A 19765-nucleotide genomic window follows, 5' to 3' on the forward strand; every position below is an offset into this window, starting at 1 on the left:
AATGACTTTAGATAATCTTATAGATGATTTTTATAAATTTAGAGATGATTCACAGGCTGTTGAAATGAAAGCTTATATGAAAAATCAATTTGAGTTTTTGGGTATTCGCTCTCCATTAAGAAATAAAATTTGTGGCAATTACTTCAAAGAAGCTAAAAAGTATAAAATAGTTGATTGGGATTTTGTAAATAAATGTTGGAATCTACCTTATAGAGAATTTCAATATGTGGCTGCTTATTATTTGAAAAATATGCAAGACTTTTTAGATGATAAAGATGTTATAAAAATAAAAAAATTAATTTTAGAAAAATCTTGGTGGGATACTATTGATATTTTAGATAAAGTGGTAGGTCATATTTCTTTTAAATATCCAGAAGTAGTCAGTACTATCATTGATTGGAGTAAGTCTGATAATATATGGTTAAGAAGAGTAGCAATAGATCATCAATTATTAAGAAAAGATAAGACTAATAAAGAATTGTTAGAACAAATTTTGGTGAATAATTTTGGTACTTATGAGTTTTTTATTAATAAAGCTATAGGTTGGGCATTAAGAGATTATTCAAAAGTAAATCCAGTTTGGGTAAGAAATTTCTTAAATAAATATGAAAGTGATATGGCAAATCTTAGTATAAGAGAAGCTAGTAAATATTTATAAAAAGTTTAGCTACATAGCTAAACTTTTTATTTTAAAAATAGTAATAAGTATTAAGATAATTATTTAATATTTGTTAATTGGAGGATATATGGATAAAAAATCTATGAGAGCTGAATTTTTACGAAAAAGAGATTTATTGGATAATCACTATATAGAAAGAAGCTCTGAAATAATATTTAGTAAAATAGAGAAGTTAGTAGAGTTTAAAGAAGCTAGATCGATATTTGTTTATCTGAGTTTTGGGAGTGAGGTAATTACTGATAAATTTATAAAAAAATATATTAATAAGAAAGAAATCTTTGTTCCTAAAATATCAGAAAATACTATGAACTTAATTCGTATTGATGAAAATACTGAATTTATTAAAAATAAATTTGGTATTTTGGAACCTAGTAATAATGATTTTTATGAAGGTAACATAGATTTAGTAATAACCCCCTCTATAGTTTTTGATAATAATGGATATAGATTAGGATATGGTAAAGGATATTATGATAAATATTTTTCGAAAAATATGTATAAGTATTCTATAGGAGTTTGTTTTGATAATCTATTGGTGTCTAAAATTCCTATAGATTCTCATGATATTAGAGTAAATAGGTTAGTTACTGAATCTCTTGATAAAGTATTTACTAATTTTGTTGTTACCACAAATGTGAATGTTACAGATAGTTTAAAGGATAAAGCTAAGGAATTGGCGCAATATTTTAATGTCAATTATTTAGAGAGAAGAAAATTAACTATTAAAGAAATAATATCTAAATATGAGAATGTTCTTGTTGTCTACAAAGATAAGTTAATATTTGTTGATAAAGATAATAATAAATTATTTTTTCACTTGGATACAGCAATGATAAGAATTAAAAATAATAATGAACCGCTGTTAGAAATAATTGACGAAAAAGAGCAGGAAGTTTTGGATATAACTATGGGACTTGGAAGAGATAGTGTAGTTTTGAGTTATTACGGTCACAATGTTACATCATTAGAAGAAAATAAAATTATTTATTTTCTAGTTAAAGATGGCTTAGAGAATTTTGAAACAGGTATAGACAAATTAGATAAATCCCTTAGAAAAATAAAGACTTATAATAACAACAATTTAGACTTTTTGAAAAATTGTAAAGATAATAGTTATGATGTGGTGTATGCTGACCCTATGTTTAGTATAAAAATAAAAGAATCAACAAACCTATCTACATTAGATAGGTTAGCAAGTTATGATGGAATTAGTGAGGAATTATTTAAAGAAATGATTAGAGTAGCAAGAAAAAAGGTGATTATAAAAGCACATAACCTAGACAAAATATTTGAAAAATTTAATTTAAAAAAATATCAACGTGCAGGTTCAAAATTTAGTTTTGGAGTTTTGGAAGTGTAGGAGGAGAGTTATGTATAAATATTTATTGTTTGATTTAGATAATACGCTATTAGATTTTGATTTAGCTGAAGATAAAGCATTAATTATGTTGTTATTGGAACAAAATATTGATGATATAGAAGGATATAAAAAAGTGTATAGTTCCATTAATAAGAAATTATGGAGTAAGCTAGACAATAAAGAAATAAGCAGAGAATTTTTAATTAATAATAGATTTAAAAATTTATTTTCTCACTTTGGTATTGATGTGGATGGAAAGTATCTTGCTAAGCGATATGAATATTTTTTTGGTATGCAAGGAGATCATATCGCAGGGGCAGTTGATTTATTAGAGATATTAAAAGATAATTATGAAATATATGCAGCTACTAACGGTTTTTATAATATTCAAACTAACAGATTAAAAAATTCAGTTTTGGAAAAATATTTTAAAGATATTTTTATTTCAGAAACATTTGATGTACAAAAACCTGATAAACGATTTTTTGAAATTATTGAAAGCAAGATATCTAATTTTGAAAAAACGAGAGTATTAATGATAGGAGATAGTCTTTCGGCAGACATAAAAGGGGCTATTAATTTTGGTATTGATAGTGTTTGGTGTAATTTTAACAATCTTGATAATAACACAGAAATAAAACCTACTTATGAAATAAAAAATTATTCTGATTTATTGGAAATATTAAGACAGAAATAAAAAATAGTATATATCTTGAGCAAATATTTTGACTATATTTAGTTTAATGTATAATATGTTGATGTAATATATTTTAATGAGATGGAGATAAAATTAAGTATGATAAAATCACTTGAGTTATATTTAGTAACAGATAATAACGGATTAGAAGCGGTAGAATTTTATAAAAATGTTTTTGATGCAACTGTTTTGAGTTGTACAACTTTTGGCGACGCTATGCCGGATATTCCAGATAATATGAAAGATCGTTTGTTGAACGCCTCTTTAGACATTAATGGCATTCGTATGCAATTATCAGATAATGGAGATGATTATCCTTATGTAACAGGAACTAATATGACTGCTTGTATTCAATTGGATAATGTTGAAGAAGCTAATAGTATTTTTGCGAAATTATCAATAGACGCTAAGAATATTGGTATGGAGATGCAAGAAACTCCATGGAGTCCTGCTTATGGAATAGTGGTAGATAAGTTTGGTATGACATGGCAGATTAATACAGATATTCCTGGTTTTGTATCTGAAAATGTAAAATTCTAGTTAATCTTATTAGTGTGTATATTAATTGGGAATATAAAATTATTTTTTAAAAATATATTAACTTGTAACTTTCTTAAAAGATTTTATTAAATAGATAAGAATAGTTGTTAAACAAGAAGATAACGATAAATTATTACTTATCGTTATCTTTTTTATATTTCAAATTCAAGTTGCTTTGATTTTGATGATGTTATTTTAAAGTTGTTGTTGGTAATTTTGGTAATCCAATTTGTAAATATTTCTTCTTCGTCTTCAATTACAAATATAGTGTAGGTTACTTTGTCGCTATATTCTTTATTATGAACTATAAATTCTGTTTTTTGAACCTCGTATTCTAGTTTATCATTTAAAGAATAGTCTATTTCAATATTTAATTCCAAAGCATCTTTTCTCTCTACTAATTTAGCTTTTTTTAGACAGTTAATAACACCACCAGAGTATGCTCTAACTAGACCTCCAGTACCTAATTTAGTTCCACCGAAATAACGAATAACTACTGCACAAACATTTTTTATATTGTTTTTTATAAGAACTTCTAACATAGGAGTTCCGGCTGTTCCACTTGGTTCCCCGTCATCATTAGCTCTAGTTATCTCATTATTATTTCCTATAACATATGCAGAACATACATGTGCTGAATCATAATATTTTTTTTTATTTTCTTGTACAAAAGCTCTTGCTTCATCCTCAGAGTTTATTCTTATTAACTTGGTAATAAAGGTTGATTTTTTTTCTATAAATTCATCATCAATATTTTCTTTTATTGTAATAAAATTTGTCATGATTTTTTCCTTGTTTATATTAAATTTATATAACTATTATTAATCAAATATATACTATTGTCAATATTAATATTTAAAAATTATTTGTTTGCTAAGTTTGATGAAATAGTATATAATTGGGCTATGATATATTTTTTTTATTAATAATATATTATAATAATATTGTATTTTGTATTTCGCTAATTTAAGAGGAGCTAATAATGACTAAAATAAAAATAATAACAGATTCAACAAGTGATTTATCGATTGAAGAGATTGAAAAATATAATGTAGAAGTTTTACCTATGAAGGTTACTATAGATGGAGAAGAGTTTATAGATATAGACAATAAAGAATATATTTATAAAATGCGAAATGCAAAGCAATTTTTTACTAGTCAACCATCATTAGGAGCATTTTTGGAAACTTATGAGAAATGGACTAATCTGGGATATGAAATTATTTCTATTCATGTATCAAGTGCTTTGAGTGGAACTTATAGTACAGCTTGTTCTGCCGCAAATGAGTTTAATGGCATTTATGTAGTTGATACTAAGACAGCTTCTAGAGGAATTAAATATTTTGTGGAAGATTGTTATAATTACGTTAAGGAAGGATTATCTATATCAGAAATAGTAGAAAAACTTAATAAGAAAACTAAGGATATTCTTACCTATGTTACGGTAGATAAGTTAGATAATTTAGTCAAAGGTGGTAGAATAAAGAAAACTGCTGGTATAATCGGAGGAGTTTTAAATTTGAAGATACTAACTAAACTTTGTGAAGATGAGCTAGTTGTATTGGATAAGGTGAGAGGTAGAAAAAAATTAATTCAATCATTAATAAAAGCTATTTTAGATGATATAAAAGATAGAAAAATAAAACAAATTAGCTTGATTGATACGATATCAGATGAATATATTAAGGAAATTAGAGAACTTATCTATGATAGATTAGGATATTCAATTCCCGATGAAAATATAAATACTACAACACCAGCCGTATCTACACATGCAGGAGAGGGTTCAGTAGGTGTGATAATAGAGCTATATGAAAAGTAATAACTTTTCTAAATAATTATTTTATTAAAATTCTTTTTGCTATATGCAAAGAGGATTTTTTATTATATAAATATAAAATAATAGCGTAATGTATTTAGGAGAATAAATTTCTACTAAGGAAAGAAAAAATCTTATAAGCAAGAAATTTAATGTTTTAAAATTGCGATATTAATGGTTTTATAGGATTTATATTTGAAAATTAAATTTTAATTAGCAAAATCTATTTACTTAACGGTGAAAATAATTTATAATTATTTTTGTAAAGATATATTTTTTACAAAATAATTTATAAAATAAGGAGAAATATGATGAGAAAGAAAATATTATCTATATTAATTCCAGTATTATCTATATTGTTGATCATTTCGGGATGTAGTAAAAAAGATAATCAACAAAATATAAGTAATACTGGTAATAAAAAACTACATGTTGTTACTACAACTACTATGTTAAAAGACTTAATACAAAATATAGGTGGTGACAAAGTAGAAGTAGAGGGACTTATGGGAGAAGGAGTGGATCCACATCTTTATAAACCTACTGCATCAGATGTAGAAAAGTTAAAAAAAGCAGATGTAATTATATATCAAGGGCTGCATTTGGAAGGGAAAATGGAATCTATTTTTTCTGAGCTAAAAGATAAGAAAATAATTAATGCTAGTGAGGGAATAGCTAAGGATAAAATCAAATTAGAAGAAAATGGAACTCCTGACCCACACATTTGGTTTGATATAGATATTTGGAAAGAAGTAGGGGAGCATATAAAAAATAAACTTTCTGAATATTCATCTGATAACAAAGATATATTTACGAAAAATTATGATAATTATAAAAAAGAATTAATGGATCTTGATAAGTATGTAAAAATGCGTGCAGAAGAGTTAACAAAAGAACAGCGTGCCTTAGTTACAGCGCACGATGCCTTTAGTTATTTCGCTAGCAGATATGGTTTCGATGTATTGGCTATTCAAGGTGTTAGTACAGAAGCAGAAGCTACCACTTCAGATATAGACAACTTAGCTAAAGAAATTTCTGATAGAAAAATAAAAGCAATTTTCGTTGAGTCATCTGTACCAGAAAAAACTATAAAATCACTTCAAGAAGCGGTCAAATCAAAAGGACATGAAATAACGATAGGTGGAGAATTATACTCTGATTCATTAGGAGATAAAGAACATAATAGTGAAACTTATATAAAAACAGTTAAGGCAAATATAGATACAATAGTGAATGCCTTAAAATAACTATAAAAGCTCAGTTTAATTACTGAGCTTTTTCTAATCTATATACTTTACTTTAGAAAATATTTGTGGTATTATCCATAAAAAAGAACGGAGAAATTAGATAATGATTAAAGATTTAGGGCAAGTTATGTTATATGTTGACGATCAAGATAAAGCAGCTGAGTTTTGGAAAAATAAAATAGGATTTGAAAAAGTTGTTAGAGTAGATAATCCTATGGGTGGATATGTATATGAAGTAGCTCCTAAATTAAATGGAGCCACAGAATTTGTTCTTCATAACAGAGAACAAGTAAGGAAGATGAGTCCAGAATTAAATTTGGGAACTCCCTCTATTTTAATGACAACAGATAATATAGAAAAATTACATAGTAAACTTTTGAATAATGGTGTTAATGCGAACGAGATAATTAGTTTTGGTGATATGAAATTTTTTAATTTTTCTGATGAAGAGAATAACTATTTTGCAGTTAGAGAAGTAAAATAATTTATTATAAGAAAATGTTGAAAATAAAAGTGTTTTATCTAAGAGAAATATTGATAAAATGCTTTTTTTATGCTATTATATGGGAATGAATATAATGTGGAGGATAGTATGTCGAAAATAACTAGAGAACAAATTGAGCATATTGCACATCTTGCAAGATTAGAAATAAAAGAAGATGAAATTGAAGGATTTGTTGAAAAAATGGAGCAAGTAGTAACATTGGTAGAAAATCTTTCGGTAGTTAATACGGATAACATTAAGCCTACTTATCATGTTTTAGATCTAGTAAATGTCTTCCGTGAGGATGAGGCAAAAGCTGGTCTTGATAGAGATGAAGTTTTGAAAAATGCTTATGAGCAAGAAGCAGGACAATTTAAAGTGCCAACTATTATTGAATAATTAGATGAGGAGAATTTTGATGGATTTAATATATAAATCAATAGAGAGTTTAGAAAAACAATTAAAAAATAAAGAAATTAAACCTTCTGAATTAGTTAATGCTTCGTTAAATAGAATTAAAGAAACAGATGAAAAAGTAGGATCGTTTATAACAGTTACAGAAGAATTAGCAAGAAAAAAAGCTAAAGAATTAGATGATAAGCAAGACAGAGGTGAAATAACAGGTAGTTTATTTGGTATACCTATGGGTATTAAAGATAATATTATAACTAAAGATATAGAAACTACTTGTGCCTCGAAAATACTACAAGGATTTAATCCTATTTATGATGCTACAGTAATGCGAAAATTAAATGCTGAAAATCCTATTTTGCTAGGAAAGTTAAATATGGATGAATTTGCTATGGGTGGTTCAACTGAAACGTCTTATTATAAAATTACTAAAAACCCACATGATTTGAATGCAGTACCTGGAGGATCTAGTGGAGGAAGTGCTTCGGCAGTAGCAGCAGGGCAAGTTCACTTTAGCTTAGGTAGTGATACAGGAGGTTCAGTTCGTCAACCAGCGTCTTATTGTGGGGTTGTAGGATTGAAACCTACTTATGGGCGTATATCACGTTATGGATTAGTAGCATTTGCATCATCACTTGATCAGATAGGTCCTATGACAAGAACAGTTAAAGACAATGCAAGAGTTTTAGAGGCTATTTCTGGTGTTGATGATAATGATATGACGAGTGCTCCTATATCAGTTCCAAAATTTAGTGAAATCATAACTGGAAATATTAAAGGAATGAAAATAGCTTTACCAAAAGAATATTTTGGTGAAGGTGTAGATGAGGATGTAAAAGCTAGCGTTTTGGAAGGTGTAAAATGGCTAGAAAGTGAAGGAGCTATAGTAGAAGAAGTATCGCTACCTAATGTATCTTACGGAATCGAAACTTATTATATAATTGCTTCAGCAGAAGCAAGCTCTAATCTATCAAGATTTGACGGAATACGCTACGGTTATAGAAGTGAAGAAGCTAATAATTTAGAAGAAGTCTACAAAAAAACTCGTGGTGAAGGTTTTGGAACGGAAGTAAAAAAACGTATTATGTTAGGGACTTATGTTTTATCATCAGGATATTATGATGCATATTACAAAAAAGCTCAAAAAGTTAGAACACTAATAAAAGAAGATTTTGATAGAGTATTCGCAGAATATGATGTTGTTATTGGTCCTACATCACCAACAGTTGCATTTGATTTGGGTGAGAAATTTAAGAGTGGTGTAACAATGTACACTAATGACTTATTGACAATACCTGTTAATATGGCTGGATTACCGGCTATAAGTATTCCTTGTGGACTGAAAGGAAAACGTCCTATAGGTATGCAAATTATTGGTAAACCATTTGCAGAGTCTACTATTTATGATGTAGCTTATGCATTTGAACAACACTATAATTTACAAGATAAAAAAATAGAACTTTAATATAGTAGGAGATAATTATGCATTTTGAAACAGTAATAGGACTTGAGGTCCACGTAGAATTAAAAACAGATTCAAAAATATTTTCTTCATCTCCAGCACACTTTGGAGCGGAGCCAAATACTAATACTAGTGTAATAGATTTAGGATATCCGGGAGTTTTACCAGTAGTAAATAAACGTGCTGTTGAATGGGGAATGAAAGCTGCAATGGCTCTTAATATGACTGTAGCAAAAGAATCGAAGTTTGATAGAAAAAATTATTTTTATCCAGATAATCCGAAAGCCTATCAAATATCACAATTTGATCAACCTATAGGAGAAAATGGTTGGATAGACATAGAAGTTAATGGAGAAACAAAAAGAATAGGGATTACTCGTGCGCACTTAGAAGAAGATGCAGGAAAATTAACTCATAAAAACGGATATTCTCTAGTAGATTTAAATAGACAAGGAACACCTCTTATAGAAATAGTTTCTGAACCTGATATTAGAACTCCTGAAGAAGCATATGCTTATTTAGAAAAATTACGTTCAATAATTCAATATATTGAAGTTTCTGATGTCAAAATGGAAGAAGGGTCAATGCGTTGTGATGCTAATATATCTATTAGACCTTATGGACAGACAAAATTTGGAACAAAAACTGAATTAAAAAATTTAAACTCATTCACATTTGTAAAAAAAGGTTTAGAATTCGAAGAAAAACGTCAAGAACAAGTTATTTTGTCTGGAGGAGAAATCAAACAAGAAACACGTAGATTTGATGAAACAACGGGAACAACAAAACTTATGCGTGTAAAAGAAGGTTCAGATGACTATAGATATTTCCCAGAGCCAGACATAGTTCCTATGATAATATCTGATGAATGGATGGAAGAAGTACGTGCAACAATACCAGAATTACCAGACGCTAGAAGAAAGAGATATCAAGAAGAATTAGGATTGCCAGCCTATGATGCACACGTATTAACATTAACTAAAGAAATGTCTGATATGTTTGAAGAAACAGTTAAGTTAGGAGCAGATCCTAAATTAGCGTCTAACTATTTAATGGTGGATGTTAATGCTTATTTGAATAAAGAACAAAAAGAACTAAAAGATACTAAATTAACAGGGGCATCTTTGGCAGGAATGATAAATCTAATTACTGATGGAACGATTTCTAGTAAAATAGCTAAGAAAGTTTTCCAAGAGCTTATCGAAAATGGTGGAGATGCTAAAGAAATAGTAAAAGAAAAAGGATTAGTACAGGTTTCAGATACTAACCAACTTAGTGCATGGGTAACAGAAGCACTAGATAATAATCCTCAATCTATAGAAGACTACAAAAATGGAAAAGATAGAGCCATAGGATTCTTAGTAGGTCAAATAATGAAAGCTTCCAAAGGGCAAGCTAATCCACAAATGATAAATAAAATGTTACTAGAAGAAATAGCAAAAAGATAGAATAAATAATTCAATTTATACGAAATTACAAAATAAAGACAGTTCAAAAATTTTGAGCTGTTTTTTATTATGAAAATTAAAAACTATTTTGGATAAGATAAGTAAATTGTGTTATAATTGTTATAATTAAACAAAGAGGAGTATTGTATAAATTTATGGATATGTTGTTTAAATTATTAACTGAACACGTATATTTAATATTATTTGTTTCGTTAATATTAGAATTTGTTGCATTGCCTATTCCTGGGGAAACTATGATGGCAGTTGCAGGTGTTATGGGTTATTCTGGACACGCTAATTATTTACTTATGATTTTATCAGGATCTTTAGGGACGATAATAGGTATGCAATTATCATACGAAGTGGGTCGTAGATTAGGGAGAAGAGCTATTGACAAATACGGAACATATATAGGTCTTACTAAGCCAAGAATGGCTCAAGCGACAAAGTTTTTCAATAAATACGGACCTATAGTTATTTTTATAGCTTATTATTTACCGGGAGTTCGTCATATTCTAGGTTATTTTTCTGGTATTTCTAAGGTAGATGCTAAGAAATTTCATATTTACTCAACGGTTGGTGGAATATTGTGGGTATTTACATTTATTACAATGGGATATATATTAGGACCTAGTTGGAAATATGTATTTCATATAGTTCATAAATATGGAATAATATTATTTTTAATATCCACAATAGTTCTAATTATATTTTTAATATACAAAAAATTAGGTAAAAAAGATTTCTTAATAGAATTAAAAATAAGGTCTAAATATTTAGTTCCTATAGTTTTGTTAATTTTAGGAACATCAGCTATTATTATATTTAATTTAGGTCGTAATATGAAGGCTATTGATAATGTTATTTATACAGCTCTTGTATTATTGTTGTCTATTGTAGTATTTTTATACATAAAATTACAGTTGAAAAATAGGACATCAGAGAAATTGTTAGTTATTGTTGACTATCAAGTAGATTTTGTTGATGGGACTTTGGGATTTTCTGGTGCAGGAGGTATAGAGTCCAATATAGAGGATAAAATAAAGCAATATTTATCTGAGGGACAAGATATAGTATTTACGTTTGACACACATGATGAGGGATATTTAGAAACTAGAGAAGGACTACATATACCTATTGAACATTGTATAAAGGATAGTCAAGGTCATAAACTATATGGTAATATTGTTAATTACATGGATAATGCTAAGAGAATATTTGAAAAAGATTCTTTTGGAAGTGTGGAGTTAGCAAAATTTATTGCAAGAAGCGATTATAAAACAGTAGAATTTGTAGGCTTAGTTTCGAATATTTGTGTGTTAAGTAATATAATATTAGTACAAAATTATAATAAAAATGTCGAGATTGTTGTTGATTTAGATAGTACTTTAAGTAATACTAAAGAGGTTAATGATACATTACACATTTATTTACAAGCTTTAGGAGTTAAGGTAAAATAATTATTTATAGTTAATTAATAATCTCAGGTAACATTTTAATGTTATTTGAGATTATTTAATTTTTATTTCGTTAATTATATATGAAACAATACCAAATATACCTTGACAATTAATAGAAAACAATATATAATTATCTATGTTGCTTTTAACAATATGGCGGCTGTGGCGAAGTGGTTAACGCATCGGATTGTGGTTCCGACATTCGCGGGTTCGATTCCCGTCAGCCGCCCCATTTAATAATTATATATATTATGGCGGCTTAGCCAAGTGGTAAGGCACGGGTCTGCAAAACCTTGATCACCGGTTCAAATCCGGTAGCCGCCTTAAAAAAAAGTTAGTATAATTTATTTATACTAACTTTTTTTATTTTATGTAGTAGAATATACATTTTTAAATAATCTTAACAATATAGCTATGTGATTGCGATTAGCTTTTTTATAAATTTTCTTTGACAAAATATTATATATTGATAGAAATAAGGTATTTTTTTGATATAGTATATGGTATAATAATTTTGTGAATGATAGCGATATTATTTACAAAAAATAAAGCACACTAGGAGGGGATTTGTGTGAAGAAATTATTAGGTATAGTAGTAAGTTTATTGTTAATTATAACTTTATCTTCTTGTTCAAATAGTAAAAAAGAAGAACAAAAAGTTATAAAAATGGGATTTGTTCCTTTAAATAATAGCGAAACTCTAATTGAGGATGTAAAACCTATTGCTGATGCTTTAAGTAAGAAATTAGGTGTAAAAGTTGAAGCATATACTGCTAGCAATTATATAGGTTTTGTTGAAGGTATAGGAAGTGGAAGTGTAGACTTTGGTTTTATGCCACCTTTTGCGTACTTATTAGCAAAAGAGCAACAAGCTAAACCTATATTGACAGCTAAAGGAAAAACAGGAGAGCCTGGTTATTACTCTTATTTATATACAAGAAAAGATTCTGGTATAAATTCTTTGGAAGATGTAAAAGGTAAAAAGGTGGCTTTCGTAGATCCTAGTTCAACCTCAGGATATATTTATCCTGGAGCTATGTTGGTAAATGCAGGATTATCATTAGAAAATGATGTAACTACTCAGTTCACTGGTGGACACGATAAAAGTTTGCAACTTTTAGTTAATGGAGATGTAGATGTTATTGGATCTTACGACAGAATAGTGGAGAGATATGAAAAAGAATTTCCTAGTGCTAAAGAAAATGTTATGGTCCTTAAACAGTCTAATATGATTCCAGGAATAACTATAGTAGCTTCTAATTCTTTAGATGAAGAGATGCAAAAAAAATTAAAACAAGCATTTAAAGAATTGGAAAATGACAAAGAAACAATGGATTTATTTACTAAATTATTTAACATAACAGGATTTACAGAAGTAAATGAAGATTCATACAAAGAAGTAGAAGAAACTGCTAAAATAATGAATGTAGATTTACATAAGGTTAAATAATTCACATATATTCACTAAAATATAAATAAAAAGTAATTAGAAAAAATGATAAAACCCCAAAATCTTAATTTTGGGGCAATATCAAAATCTAATTACTTTTTTTTACAAATATTCCTAAAGGCTTGCCAAGAGGTAAAAATTCATATTTGAAATGCGCATTTAAAACATTAGCAGCAAATCCGTAAAAAGCAAAAATAGATATTAATAATTCGCTATATGCTGCTAACAAGTGCATAGAGTGTTCTGCAATACCGAATGTAGATAAACTAAGTCCTATAAACAGAAAATCTATTAAGATAAAGATAATAAATAATACTTTGTTCGTTTCTACAGCAGCAATAGTCATAAATAATGTAAATACTAAATATCCTAAAAATGCAAATGCTAGTTGTTTAACATCTGAATTTTTGGCTAAAGTTGTACCGAATACACCATTTTGAATAAGCCAAGTTGTCCCGACTCCAAACCAAAACAGAGCATACGCACCGAATGCTGTTGCACCGAATGTGTTTTGTTTTCTTGCATCGTGAATACAAGCAAAAAGTTGAGCAAATCCCCCTAAAAAAATAGCCCAAGGTATAACTAATGATACCCCTGAAGTAAGACCTAACTTTTGAGAAGATGCTACTAATGTTACCATAGCTAATCCGAATAGCCCTAGTGCCGAAGGATCAGCAGTAGCAATTTTAATTTGTTTGTTTTCCATAAAAACCTCCATAATAATATGATACATAGCTATTAGCCTATCAAAAAAACGTTATTTTGTCAACGCTAACCAACGATTGAAAATATTGAAAAAAGAGATACAATTAATTATAATAGGGTAAGAATTTTATTTTTGAAAAAAATATGGAGAATTAAATGGATTACATAAAATTTGCAAAATTAGTAATAGGAACCATTTCAGCAATAATTTTAGCGCATTATTTACAATTAAATCATACTTATTCTGCAGGGATAATAACTTTAATAAGTATTGCAGATACAAGAAAAACAACTTTTAAAATAGCGTATCAAAGAATTATTTCGTTATTAATAGTTTTTTTACTAGGAATAATAGTTTTTTATCACGTAGGATATAGCTTATTGTCTTTATTTTTGATATTAATTATATTTATACCTATTTCTATGAAATTTGGAATTATGATAGGACTTGTTCCTAGTTTAGTTCTTTTGGGACATATTTTAGAACTGAGAGAAATATCAAAAGAAATAGTATTGAATGAAATATATTTGATGTTAATTTCAGTAACAATAGCTGGTGTTTTAAATTTATATATGCCATCAAGAGAAAAAGAACTAGCTCTTTACAAAAATAAAATAGAGCAACAAATAAAGGAGATTTTATATATTTTTTATTTAAGATTGATGCCTGCTAAAAAAAGAATTTTGCTTTCATAAGAGCAGATACCTAAAGAACAGCTACCAAATATTTTGGAGAACTTGAATAATGATATAGTTAAGATGTCAGATATTATTTCTGCTGAAGAAGATAATGCTCTTTTTAAGTATAAAGAGTATAATAAGCAATACTTAATTGCTAGAATGAATCAGTACAATACTTTAAAATATATGTATTCAAGTATAAAGTTGATTAAAATAGATAGAAAAGAGAGTGAAAAATTAGCATCTATATTTTATTTGACTGCAGAGCAAGTATCGGAATTTAACTCTTGTGAATATATTTTAGAAGATTTAGAGATTGTAACTAAAAATTATAGAAGAGGAGAATTACCTAGGAATAGAGATGAATTTGAAGATAGAGCTATTTTATACAGATTGCTTACTGATTTTAGAAGATTTTTAGAAATTAAAAATGAATTTGTTATGAAAAATGTCAATAATAACTAGCTGTTTATATTGAAAGTTTTATATTTATACAATCTAATAATTACTTTTATCTATTTAACTTAATTAAATTAAAAAAATTGTTGAATATTTCTTTTTTAGAATATATCAACAACTTTTTAATAATATTCTCTTAATTTTTTTTATTTATCCAATATCTTTCGGTAATTAAATTATTGTCAGTTGAGTCTATAACTTTATTTTCAAGTATTCCTCCACAAGATATAATAACTTTTTTAGAAGCTATGTTATTTTCGTTGCACGTTAAAAGTACTTTGTCTAATAATAGATTATTAAAAGCAAAATCTAGACAATGCTGTAATAAAATTTTTCCATAACCTTTACCACGATGTTTTTTGTTTACACTATATCCTATATGACCTCCGAAGTTTAATAGATAGTCATTTAATTCATGACGCAAGTTTATTATACCTATTATTTCTATATTATCAGTAAGTACAAATGTATGAGCTGTAACGAAATCTTTATTGGGAATAGTTTTATAGTCTTTGTATAAAGGTAATTCTTTTATCCATAAAAGTGAATCAGTTGTTTCTAGTCTTGCAGCTCCGTGAATAAATTCCGAATTTTTCAAAAAATCTTTTTTATAATTTTCTACCATTTTCAAATCATTAATAGTTAATTCTCTAAATATCATAAAATACCTCCTTAAAATAATTTATTTATTTTGTTAATTATAGTATATCTACAAATGTTTAGCAATATATTTTATCTTAACTATTAAAGAATTTTGCCTTATTAAATTACAAATATATTGTAATTTTTCTTTCGTATGTGAAAAATTTTAATAAATTAACTATATTATAATTAGTCTAAAATCAATTAACTTAGGTAGATATATTATAATATTTAATTCGATAGATTGCTATGTTAAGTAGCGATATATAATTTATATTAATATAGAAAAATATTTATTGATTTCTTAATATATGTATGCTATTATTATGGTATATTTATGTAATTATAATGATGTTTTATACTTATAATTATAGTTGTTGTTTAAGATGTTTAATTTAATAATTATACGGTTAGATATTAATTGTATTAAAAAAAGAAGGTATTATTTAAGAATATTTACGAAAATTATTATATTAATTTAAAAAATAAAGATTAGGAGAACTTTATGATAGGTAAAAATAACAAGAAAATTTTGAATGAAAAAGAATTAAATAAGCAATACAGTTATGGTATTAAAAAACTTAGTGTAGGAGTTGCATCGGTAGCATTTGCAGCTTATTTTTATGGGGGAGTAGCGTCCGCTAATGAGAACCCAGAACAAAACGAAGAAAATGTTGCGACTTTATTGACAGAGAATTCTAATAATGATGATAAGAAAAAATCTACAGCTAATGAGATATCTACACCTGAAGATAATGTCAATAATAAAACTAATGAAGAATTATTGAATGTTACTAGCGAAACAGGAGAAGGTATTAGAAGTAGAGCATTACCATTAGATATGCCAGTAGAAGTTTCAACTGTTGATGAATTAAAATCAGCTATTGCTAGTAATAGTAATATTTCTTTAATAAATTCATTATCTATCTCATAAGAAATTGCTATATCTAATACTTATAGAGGAATTATTAATGGAAATGGTAATACTCTGAGCTTAGCAGGAACAGTGGATAGTATGTTTAACATAAATTGTGCTACAGTTTCATTTAATAATTTGAACTTTAATGGTGGATCAATGGGAAGATTTATTTATGCTAATAATGCGCAAATAGATATTACTGATTCTAATATTGAAAATGGAACTACGGAGAACATACAAAATGTTTCTGCTGAAGATAGTTATGCTGGAGGGGCTATTAATATAAGAAATACAACTCTTAATTTAACTAATACGAATTTTGATAATAATAAAACAAAATCGTCAGTTACTAGTGCAAATAATCATCCTAGTGGAGGGGCTATTTTAGCTAAGAGATCTACTGTAAATGTAGTATGAGGTAGTTTCACTAACAATCTGACTGGAATAGGTGGAGGAAATGGTGAAGGAGGAGCAATAAAGCTACATGAGTCTAACTTTAACATAAATAGTGAAAATGCAACAACTACCATATTTAAAAATAATAATACTGCAACATCTAGTTCAGAAGCTGGTCTGCAAGGAGGATCTATTGAAATAACAGGAGGTGTAGCTAAAATCTATAATGCTAAATTTTCTTTTGAAAAAGAAGGTTACAGAGGAGGATTCTCTACTGGAGGATTTATTAAATTTGAGGATTCTGGATTTGCTAATAATCATAGTATAGTGAAAAATTCTCAATTTAGTATAGGTAGTAATTTAGGTGGCTACGGTATAGCAGGAGGAGCAATAACAACTGAAGGTTCTTACTTAACGATAGATTCTAGTAATTTTAATATAGGAGAAGGTTCACATACATACGAATCTGGAGGATTTATCCAAGTAGTAGGAACAGGAGAATTTGATTTAAAAAATTCAACATTGAATGGATCTGGAACTGCTTGGAACTCAACTTCGAAATATAAAACTACGAAATACGGTGGCGGAATTGTATTCTATAATGGAAGTACAGTTACTGCAACAATAACTGATACTACAATTCAGAATATTACATCTGAGATATCAGGGGCAGGTATTGCTGTGGCGAATAAAGTCGGCGATACTGCTGGAGTTAATTTGATTATGACTAATGTTAATGTACTAAATAATGCTACATAGTACATATAATAATATGAGTCATGGTGGTGGATTGTTTATTGGTAATGGAAATACAGTTACTATTAATGGTGGTATTATCTCCAGTGGTACGGCTAGCTCTACTGGAGGTGCGATATACAACGAAGGACATTTGACGTTACAAAATGGTGCCCAAATTAAAGATAACTGGGCTTATTACTCTGTACCAGGTATCTTAAATGATGGTTATTTAAAAGTAGACACTTCGACGTTATCTGGAAATAGAAGAGGAGATTGGTCAACGGGTTCAGGACATATACTATCATCGGAAGAAAATGGTGGCTTAAATATCTATGCTAAAAAAGATGTTATTATTACCCCAAATGGTCAATTTGACGGTAATGACGTTCGTGTTATAGATTGACAATCTTCAATTATCTTGACTGGCTCACTAAATAAACAAATAAATGTTTCAATAAGTGAAAAAGAGAAACTTACGAACGCTAATAATTTAAATAAAAAATTGGAGGAAAATAGTCATCGTTATATAGGATATACAGTTGCAAGAGGAGATGGACAATACAACCCTACTAAAGAAGATGCTAAATATTTACATTATGTAAATAGACTATCAACTTATAGAAATGCAGCTGGATATAATGATCATACATCTGTAGGTGTATGGGACTATATGCTAAATCCAGAAAAAAATACTATTATTTTAGGGCAACGTGCCAAAATGGTATACCACGTTAATGCACCTGATGCAAAATTTGCTGATAATTCAAAAGAGAAAGAAGAACTATTTGATGTTTATGATTCTTACAAAGTAAAAGTTAACAAAATTTCTGATGAACCTACACGCGAAGGTTATGTATTCAAAGGCTGGTTTACTGTTGATGCACAAGGAAACGTAGTAGAAATGGCTAGTGAAGATACAGAAAAAGATAAATTAGTTGATTTTGACAAGATTTCTTTTGGAGAAATGGGTAGAGAAATAACAACAATTTTAAATCCAAATGAAGTTCATGTTTATGCTGGATGGATAAAAGAGTCAGAACTTAAAAAAAGTGAAACAGGACCGGAATTAAGTTATGACTTGCCGAAGCTAGAAATAGGCAAGGCGGTATTACCACCACTAGAATATGATTTGCCAAAACTAGAAATAGGTAGACCAACGGAGCCCCCCAATGGATTACGATTTGCCAAAATTAGAAATAGGGCGACCAATGGTGCCACCACTAGATTATAATTTACCAAAACTGGAAATAGGAAAAGCGGTAGTGCCCCCATTAGATTATGACTTGCCAAAACTAGAAATAGGAAAAGCGATAGTGCCCCATTAGATTATAATTTACCGAAACTAGAAATAGGGCGACCAACTGTGCCCCCACTAGATTATAATTTACCGAAACTGGAAATAGGCAAAGCGGTAGTGCCCCCATTAGATTATAATTTGCCAAAACTAAAAATAGGTAGACCAACTGTGCCCCCACTGGATTACGATTTACCGAAACTAGAAATTACTAATCCAACCCCATACTCAGAAGAACTGAAGGAAGCAGATATAGAGAAAGATAAACCAGAAAAAATAGAGAAGAAACTGTCTAATACAGGTTATAAAACAAATTCAACAACTTATACAGGAATGGTTGGATTAATATTAGCGACAATAATAACATATCGTAAGAGAAAAGATAAATAATTAGTTTTTAAATAGAAGATATACTTAATTTTGAGTATATCTTCTTCATTTAAAGTTAAGAAGTAAAAAAATTAAGAAATAAATATAAAAAATATATTGACAAACAAAAAAGAAGATGATAGAATATTAAAGTCTTAAAAATAGACGAACAATCACAAACAAAAAATAATCAAATGTTAAGAAAAAAAAGATAAAAAAGTTCTTGACAAAGAATTATTAAAATGATAAAATAGACAAAGTCTTCTCAAAGAAGAAATAAAATAAAATATATAAAAAATGCGGGTGTAGTTTAGTGGTAAAACCTCAGTCTTCCAAACTGATGTTGTGAGTTCGATTCTCATCACCCGCTCCATTATTGAAAAAAACATTGAACATTGAAAACTAAACGAAAAGTCAACGTTAATTCCGATAAAAGAAGTTGAAGAAAAGACAACTAAAAAAACTTTTTTAAGAGAGCTAATCAAGCTAACAAGTAATTTGGAGA

Annotated in this window: 23 protein-coding genes and 3 tRNA genes; 23 read left to right on the forward strand and 3 right to left on the reverse strand. The window is 28.2% G+C overall.

Annotated elements, in window-relative coordinates:
* Nucleotide 1: 1 nt before the first annotated feature.
* The 4 genes from AC1XWJ_RS05315 (at nucleotide 2) to AC1XWJ_RS05330 (ending at nucleotide 3276) form a co-directional block, all read left to right on the forward strand.
* Nucleotides 2-658: a DNA alkylation repair protein gene (locus AC1XWJ_RS05315; RefSeq protein ID WP_483334848.1), complete on the forward strand. Its 657-nt coding sequence runs from the start codon at nucleotides 2-4 to the stop codon at nucleotides 656-658.
* A gap of 88 nt (nucleotides 659-746) precedes the next feature.
* Nucleotides 747-2039, forward strand: a complete 1293-nt coding sequence (locus tag AC1XWJ_RS05320; protein ID WP_483334849.1) for a 5-formyltetrahydrofolate cyclo-ligase — start codon at nucleotides 747-749, stop codon at nucleotides 2037-2039.
* 10 nt (nucleotides 2040-2049) lie between these two features.
* The gene (locus AC1XWJ_RS05325; RefSeq protein WP_483334850.1) at nucleotides 2050-2736 is read left to right on the forward strand and encodes a YjjG family noncanonical pyrimidine nucleotidase; all 687 of its coding nucleotides are present in this window, start codon (nucleotides 2050-2052) and stop codon (nucleotides 2734-2736) included.
* 99 nt (nucleotides 2737-2835) lie between these two features.
* Entirely contained in the window at nucleotides 2836-3276 is a 441-nt protein-coding gene (locus tag AC1XWJ_RS05330; RefSeq protein ID WP_483334851.1) for a VOC family protein, read from the forward strand.
* A 152-nt stretch (nucleotides 3277-3428) separates the two neighbouring features.
* Here AC1XWJ_RS05330 and AC1XWJ_RS05335 read toward each other — a convergent pair whose 3' ends face one another.
* Nucleotides 3429-4058: a YigZ family protein gene (locus tag AC1XWJ_RS05335; protein WP_483334852.1), complete on the reverse strand. Its 630-nt coding sequence runs from the start codon at nucleotides 4056-4058 to the stop codon at nucleotides 3429-3431.
* 200 nt (nucleotides 4059-4258) lie between these two features.
* Here AC1XWJ_RS05335 and AC1XWJ_RS05340 point away from each other — a divergent pair, with 200 nt between their 5' ends.
* The 10 genes from AC1XWJ_RS05340 (at nucleotide 4259) to AC1XWJ_RS05385 (ending at nucleotide 13057) form a co-directional block, all read left to right on the forward strand.
* A complete protein-coding gene (locus AC1XWJ_RS05340; protein ID WP_483334853.1) occupies nucleotides 4259-5098 on the forward strand; it encodes a DegV family protein in 840 nt (279 codons plus the stop codon).
* 308 nt (nucleotides 5099-5406) lie between these two features.
* Nucleotides 5407-6342, forward strand: a complete 936-nt coding sequence (locus AC1XWJ_RS05345; RefSeq protein WP_483334854.1) for a metal ABC transporter solute-binding protein, Zn/Mn family — start codon at nucleotides 5407-5409, stop codon at nucleotides 6340-6342.
* A 103-nt stretch (nucleotides 6343-6445) separates the two neighbouring features.
* Nucleotides 6446-6826 carry a VOC family protein gene (locus AC1XWJ_RS05350; RefSeq protein WP_483334855.1) on the forward strand — a complete coding sequence of 127 codons (381 nt, stop codon included), beginning with the start codon at nucleotides 6446-6448 and terminating at the stop codon, nucleotides 6824-6826.
* 108 nt (nucleotides 6827-6934) lie between these two features.
* Nucleotides 6935-7225, forward strand: a complete 291-nt coding sequence (gatC, locus tag AC1XWJ_RS05355; protein WP_483334856.1) for an Asp-tRNA(Asn)/Glu-tRNA(Gln) amidotransferase subunit GatC — start codon at nucleotides 6935-6937, stop codon at nucleotides 7223-7225.
* A gap of 19 nt (nucleotides 7226-7244) precedes the next feature.
* A complete protein-coding gene (gene gatA / locus AC1XWJ_RS05360) occupies nucleotides 7245-8702 on the forward strand; it encodes an Asp-tRNA(Asn)/Glu-tRNA(Gln) amidotransferase subunit GatA (protein WP_483334857.1) in 1458 nt (485 codons plus the stop codon).
* 17 nt (nucleotides 8703-8719) lie between these two features.
* The gene (gatB, locus tag AC1XWJ_RS05365; RefSeq protein ID WP_483334858.1) at nucleotides 8720-10147 is read left to right on the forward strand and encodes an Asp-tRNA(Asn)/Glu-tRNA(Gln) amidotransferase subunit GatB; all 1428 of its coding nucleotides are present in this window, start codon (nucleotides 8720-8722) and stop codon (nucleotides 10145-10147) included.
* Nucleotides 10148-10302: 155 nt separating this feature from the next.
* Nucleotides 10303-11607, forward strand: coding sequence for an isochorismatase family protein (locus tag AC1XWJ_RS05370; RefSeq protein WP_483334859.1), 1305 nt, complete (start codon nucleotides 10303-10305; stop codon nucleotides 11605-11607).
* 156 nt (nucleotides 11608-11763) lie between these two features.
* A tRNA-His gene (locus AC1XWJ_RS05375) sits at nucleotides 11764-11839 on the forward strand.
* A 21-nt stretch (nucleotides 11840-11860) separates the two neighbouring features.
* Nucleotides 11861-11931, forward strand: a tRNA-Cys gene (locus AC1XWJ_RS05380).
* A gap of 247 nt (nucleotides 11932-12178) precedes the next feature.
* Entirely contained in the window at nucleotides 12179-13057 is an 879-nt protein-coding gene (locus AC1XWJ_RS05385) for a phosphate/phosphite/phosphonate ABC transporter substrate-binding protein (RefSeq protein WP_483334860.1), read from the forward strand.
* A gap of 88 nt (nucleotides 13058-13145) precedes the next feature.
* On the opposite strand, the gene AC1XWJ_RS05390 is transcribed toward AC1XWJ_RS05385, so the two are convergent.
* Nucleotides 13146-13763 (reverse strand): acetate uptake transporter, encoded by a 618-nt coding sequence (locus AC1XWJ_RS05390; protein ID WP_483334861.1) that lies wholly within the window; start codon nucleotides 13761-13763, stop codon nucleotides 13146-13148.
* Between the two features lie 155 nt (nucleotides 13764-13918).
* Here AC1XWJ_RS05390 and AC1XWJ_RS05395 point away from each other — a divergent pair, with 155 nt between their 5' ends.
* Nucleotides 13919-14458 carry an aromatic acid exporter family protein gene (locus AC1XWJ_RS05395; protein ID WP_483334862.1) on the forward strand — a complete coding sequence of 180 codons (540 nt, stop codon included), beginning with the start codon at nucleotides 13919-13921 and terminating at the stop codon, nucleotides 14456-14458.
* A 33-nt stretch (nucleotides 14459-14491) separates the two neighbouring features.
* Nucleotides 14492-14908, forward strand: a complete 417-nt coding sequence (locus AC1XWJ_RS05400) for a hypothetical protein (protein WP_483334863.1) — start codon at nucleotides 14492-14494, stop codon at nucleotides 14906-14908.
* 130 nt (nucleotides 14909-15038) lie between these two features.
* Here the strand turns inward: AC1XWJ_RS05400 and AC1XWJ_RS05405 are convergent, their stop codons facing one another.
* Entirely contained in the window at nucleotides 15039-15563 is a 525-nt protein-coding gene (locus tag AC1XWJ_RS05405) for a GNAT family N-acetyltransferase (protein ID WP_483334864.1), read from the reverse strand.
* Nucleotides 15564-16049: 486 nt separating this feature from the next.
* Here AC1XWJ_RS05405 and AC1XWJ_RS05410 point away from each other — a divergent pair, with 486 nt between their 5' ends.
* The 7 genes from AC1XWJ_RS05410 (at nucleotide 16050) to AC1XWJ_RS05440 (ending at nucleotide 19633) form a co-directional block, all read left to right on the forward strand.
* Complete coding sequence (locus tag AC1XWJ_RS05410) at nucleotides 16050-16478, forward strand: YSIRK-type signal peptide-containing protein (RefSeq protein ID WP_483334865.1); 429 nt, start codon at nucleotides 16050-16052, stop codon at nucleotides 16476-16478.
* An 81-nt stretch (nucleotides 16479-16559) separates the two neighbouring features.
* The gene (locus tag AC1XWJ_RS05415) at nucleotides 16560-16880 is read left to right on the forward strand and encodes a hypothetical protein (RefSeq protein ID WP_483334866.1); all 321 of its coding nucleotides are present in this window, start codon (nucleotides 16560-16562) and stop codon (nucleotides 16878-16880) included.
* Nucleotides 16881-17186: 306 nt separating this feature from the next.
* The gene (locus AC1XWJ_RS05420) at nucleotides 17187-17618 is read left to right on the forward strand and encodes a hypothetical protein (protein ID WP_483334867.1); all 432 of its coding nucleotides are present in this window, start codon (nucleotides 17187-17189) and stop codon (nucleotides 17616-17618) included.
* Complete coding sequence (locus tag AC1XWJ_RS05425; protein WP_483334868.1) at nucleotides 17608-18000, forward strand: hypothetical protein; 393 nt, start codon at nucleotides 17608-17610, stop codon at nucleotides 17998-18000. The genes AC1XWJ_RS05420 and AC1XWJ_RS05425 overlap by 11 nt, the downstream gene beginning before the upstream one ends.
* 15 nt (nucleotides 18001-18015) lie before the next feature.
* Nucleotides 18016-18828: an InlB B-repeat-containing protein gene (locus AC1XWJ_RS05430; protein WP_483334869.1), complete on the forward strand. Its 813-nt coding sequence runs from the start codon at nucleotides 18016-18018 to the stop codon at nucleotides 18826-18828.
* Between the two features lie 132 nt (nucleotides 18829-18960).
* Nucleotides 18961-19281 carry a hypothetical protein gene (locus tag AC1XWJ_RS05435; RefSeq protein WP_483334870.1) on the forward strand — a complete coding sequence of 107 codons (321 nt, stop codon included), beginning with the start codon at nucleotides 18961-18963 and terminating at the stop codon, nucleotides 19279-19281.
* 278 nt (nucleotides 19282-19559) lie between these two features.
* Nucleotides 19560-19633: transfer RNA gene (locus tag AC1XWJ_RS05440), tRNA-Gly, on the forward strand.
* Nucleotides 19634-19765 lie beyond the last annotated feature (132 nt).

Source organism: Gemelliphila sp. 1F1, assembly GCF_056897515.1.

Excerpts from the sequence above, each read along its gene's own strand:
- AC1XWJ_RS05315 (WP_483334848.1), top strand. The coding sequence starts at position 2 with ATGACTTTAGATAATCTTATAGATGATTTTTATAAATTTAGAGATGAT.
- AC1XWJ_RS05320 (WP_483334849.1), top strand. The coding sequence starts at position 747 with ATGGATAAAAAATCTATGAGAGCTGAATTTTTACGAAAAAGAGATTTA.
- AC1XWJ_RS05325 (WP_483334850.1), top strand. The coding sequence starts at position 2,050 with ATGTATAAATATTTATTGTTTGATTTAGATAATACGCTATTAGATTTT.
- AC1XWJ_RS05330 (WP_483334851.1), top strand. The coding sequence starts at position 2,836 with ATGATAAAATCACTTGAGTTATATTTAGTAACAGATAATAACGGATTA.
- AC1XWJ_RS05335 (WP_483334852.1), bottom strand. The coding sequence starts at position 4,058 with ATGACAAATTTTATTACAATAAAAGAAAATATTGATGATGAATTTATA.
- AC1XWJ_RS05340 (WP_483334853.1), top strand. The coding sequence starts at position 4,259 with ATGACTAAAATAAAAATAATAACAGATTCAACAAGTGATTTATCGATT.
- AC1XWJ_RS05345 (WP_483334854.1), top strand. The coding sequence starts at position 5,407 with ATGAGAAAGAAAATATTATCTATATTAATTCCAGTATTATCTATATTG.
- AC1XWJ_RS05350 (WP_483334855.1), top strand. The coding sequence starts at position 6,446 with ATGATTAAAGATTTAGGGCAAGTTATGTTATATGTTGACGATCAAGAT.
- gatC (WP_483334856.1), top strand. The coding sequence starts at position 6,935 with ATGTCGAAAATAACTAGAGAACAAATTGAGCATATTGCACATCTTGCA.
- gatA (WP_483334857.1), top strand. The coding sequence starts at position 7,245 with ATGGATTTAATATATAAATCAATAGAGAGTTTAGAAAAACAATTAAAA.
- gatB (WP_483334858.1), top strand. The coding sequence starts at position 8,720 with ATGCATTTTGAAACAGTAATAGGACTTGAGGTCCACGTAGAATTAAAA.
- AC1XWJ_RS05370 (WP_483334859.1), top strand. The coding sequence starts at position 10,303 with ATGGATATGTTGTTTAAATTATTAACTGAACACGTATATTTAATATTA.
- AC1XWJ_RS05390 (WP_483334861.1), bottom strand. The coding sequence starts at position 13,763 with ATGGAAAACAAACAAATTAAAATTGCTACTGCTGATCCTTCGGCACTA.
- AC1XWJ_RS05395 (WP_483334862.1), top strand. The coding sequence starts at position 13,919 with ATGGATTACATAAAATTTGCAAAATTAGTAATAGGAACCATTTCAGCA.
- AC1XWJ_RS05405 (WP_483334864.1), bottom strand. The coding sequence starts at position 15,563 with ATGATATTTAGAGAATTAACTATTAATGATTTGAAAATGGTAGAAAAT.
- AC1XWJ_RS05410 (WP_483334865.1), top strand. The coding sequence starts at position 16,050 with ATGATAGGTAAAAATAACAAGAAAATTTTGAATGAAAAAGAATTAAAT.
- AC1XWJ_RS05415 (WP_483334866.1), top strand. The coding sequence starts at position 16,560 with ATGTTTAACATAAATTGTGCTACAGTTTCATTTAATAATTTGAACTTT.
- AC1XWJ_RS05425 (WP_483334868.1), top strand. The coding sequence starts at position 17,608 with ATGCTACATAGTACATATAATAATATGAGTCATGGTGGTGGATTGTTT.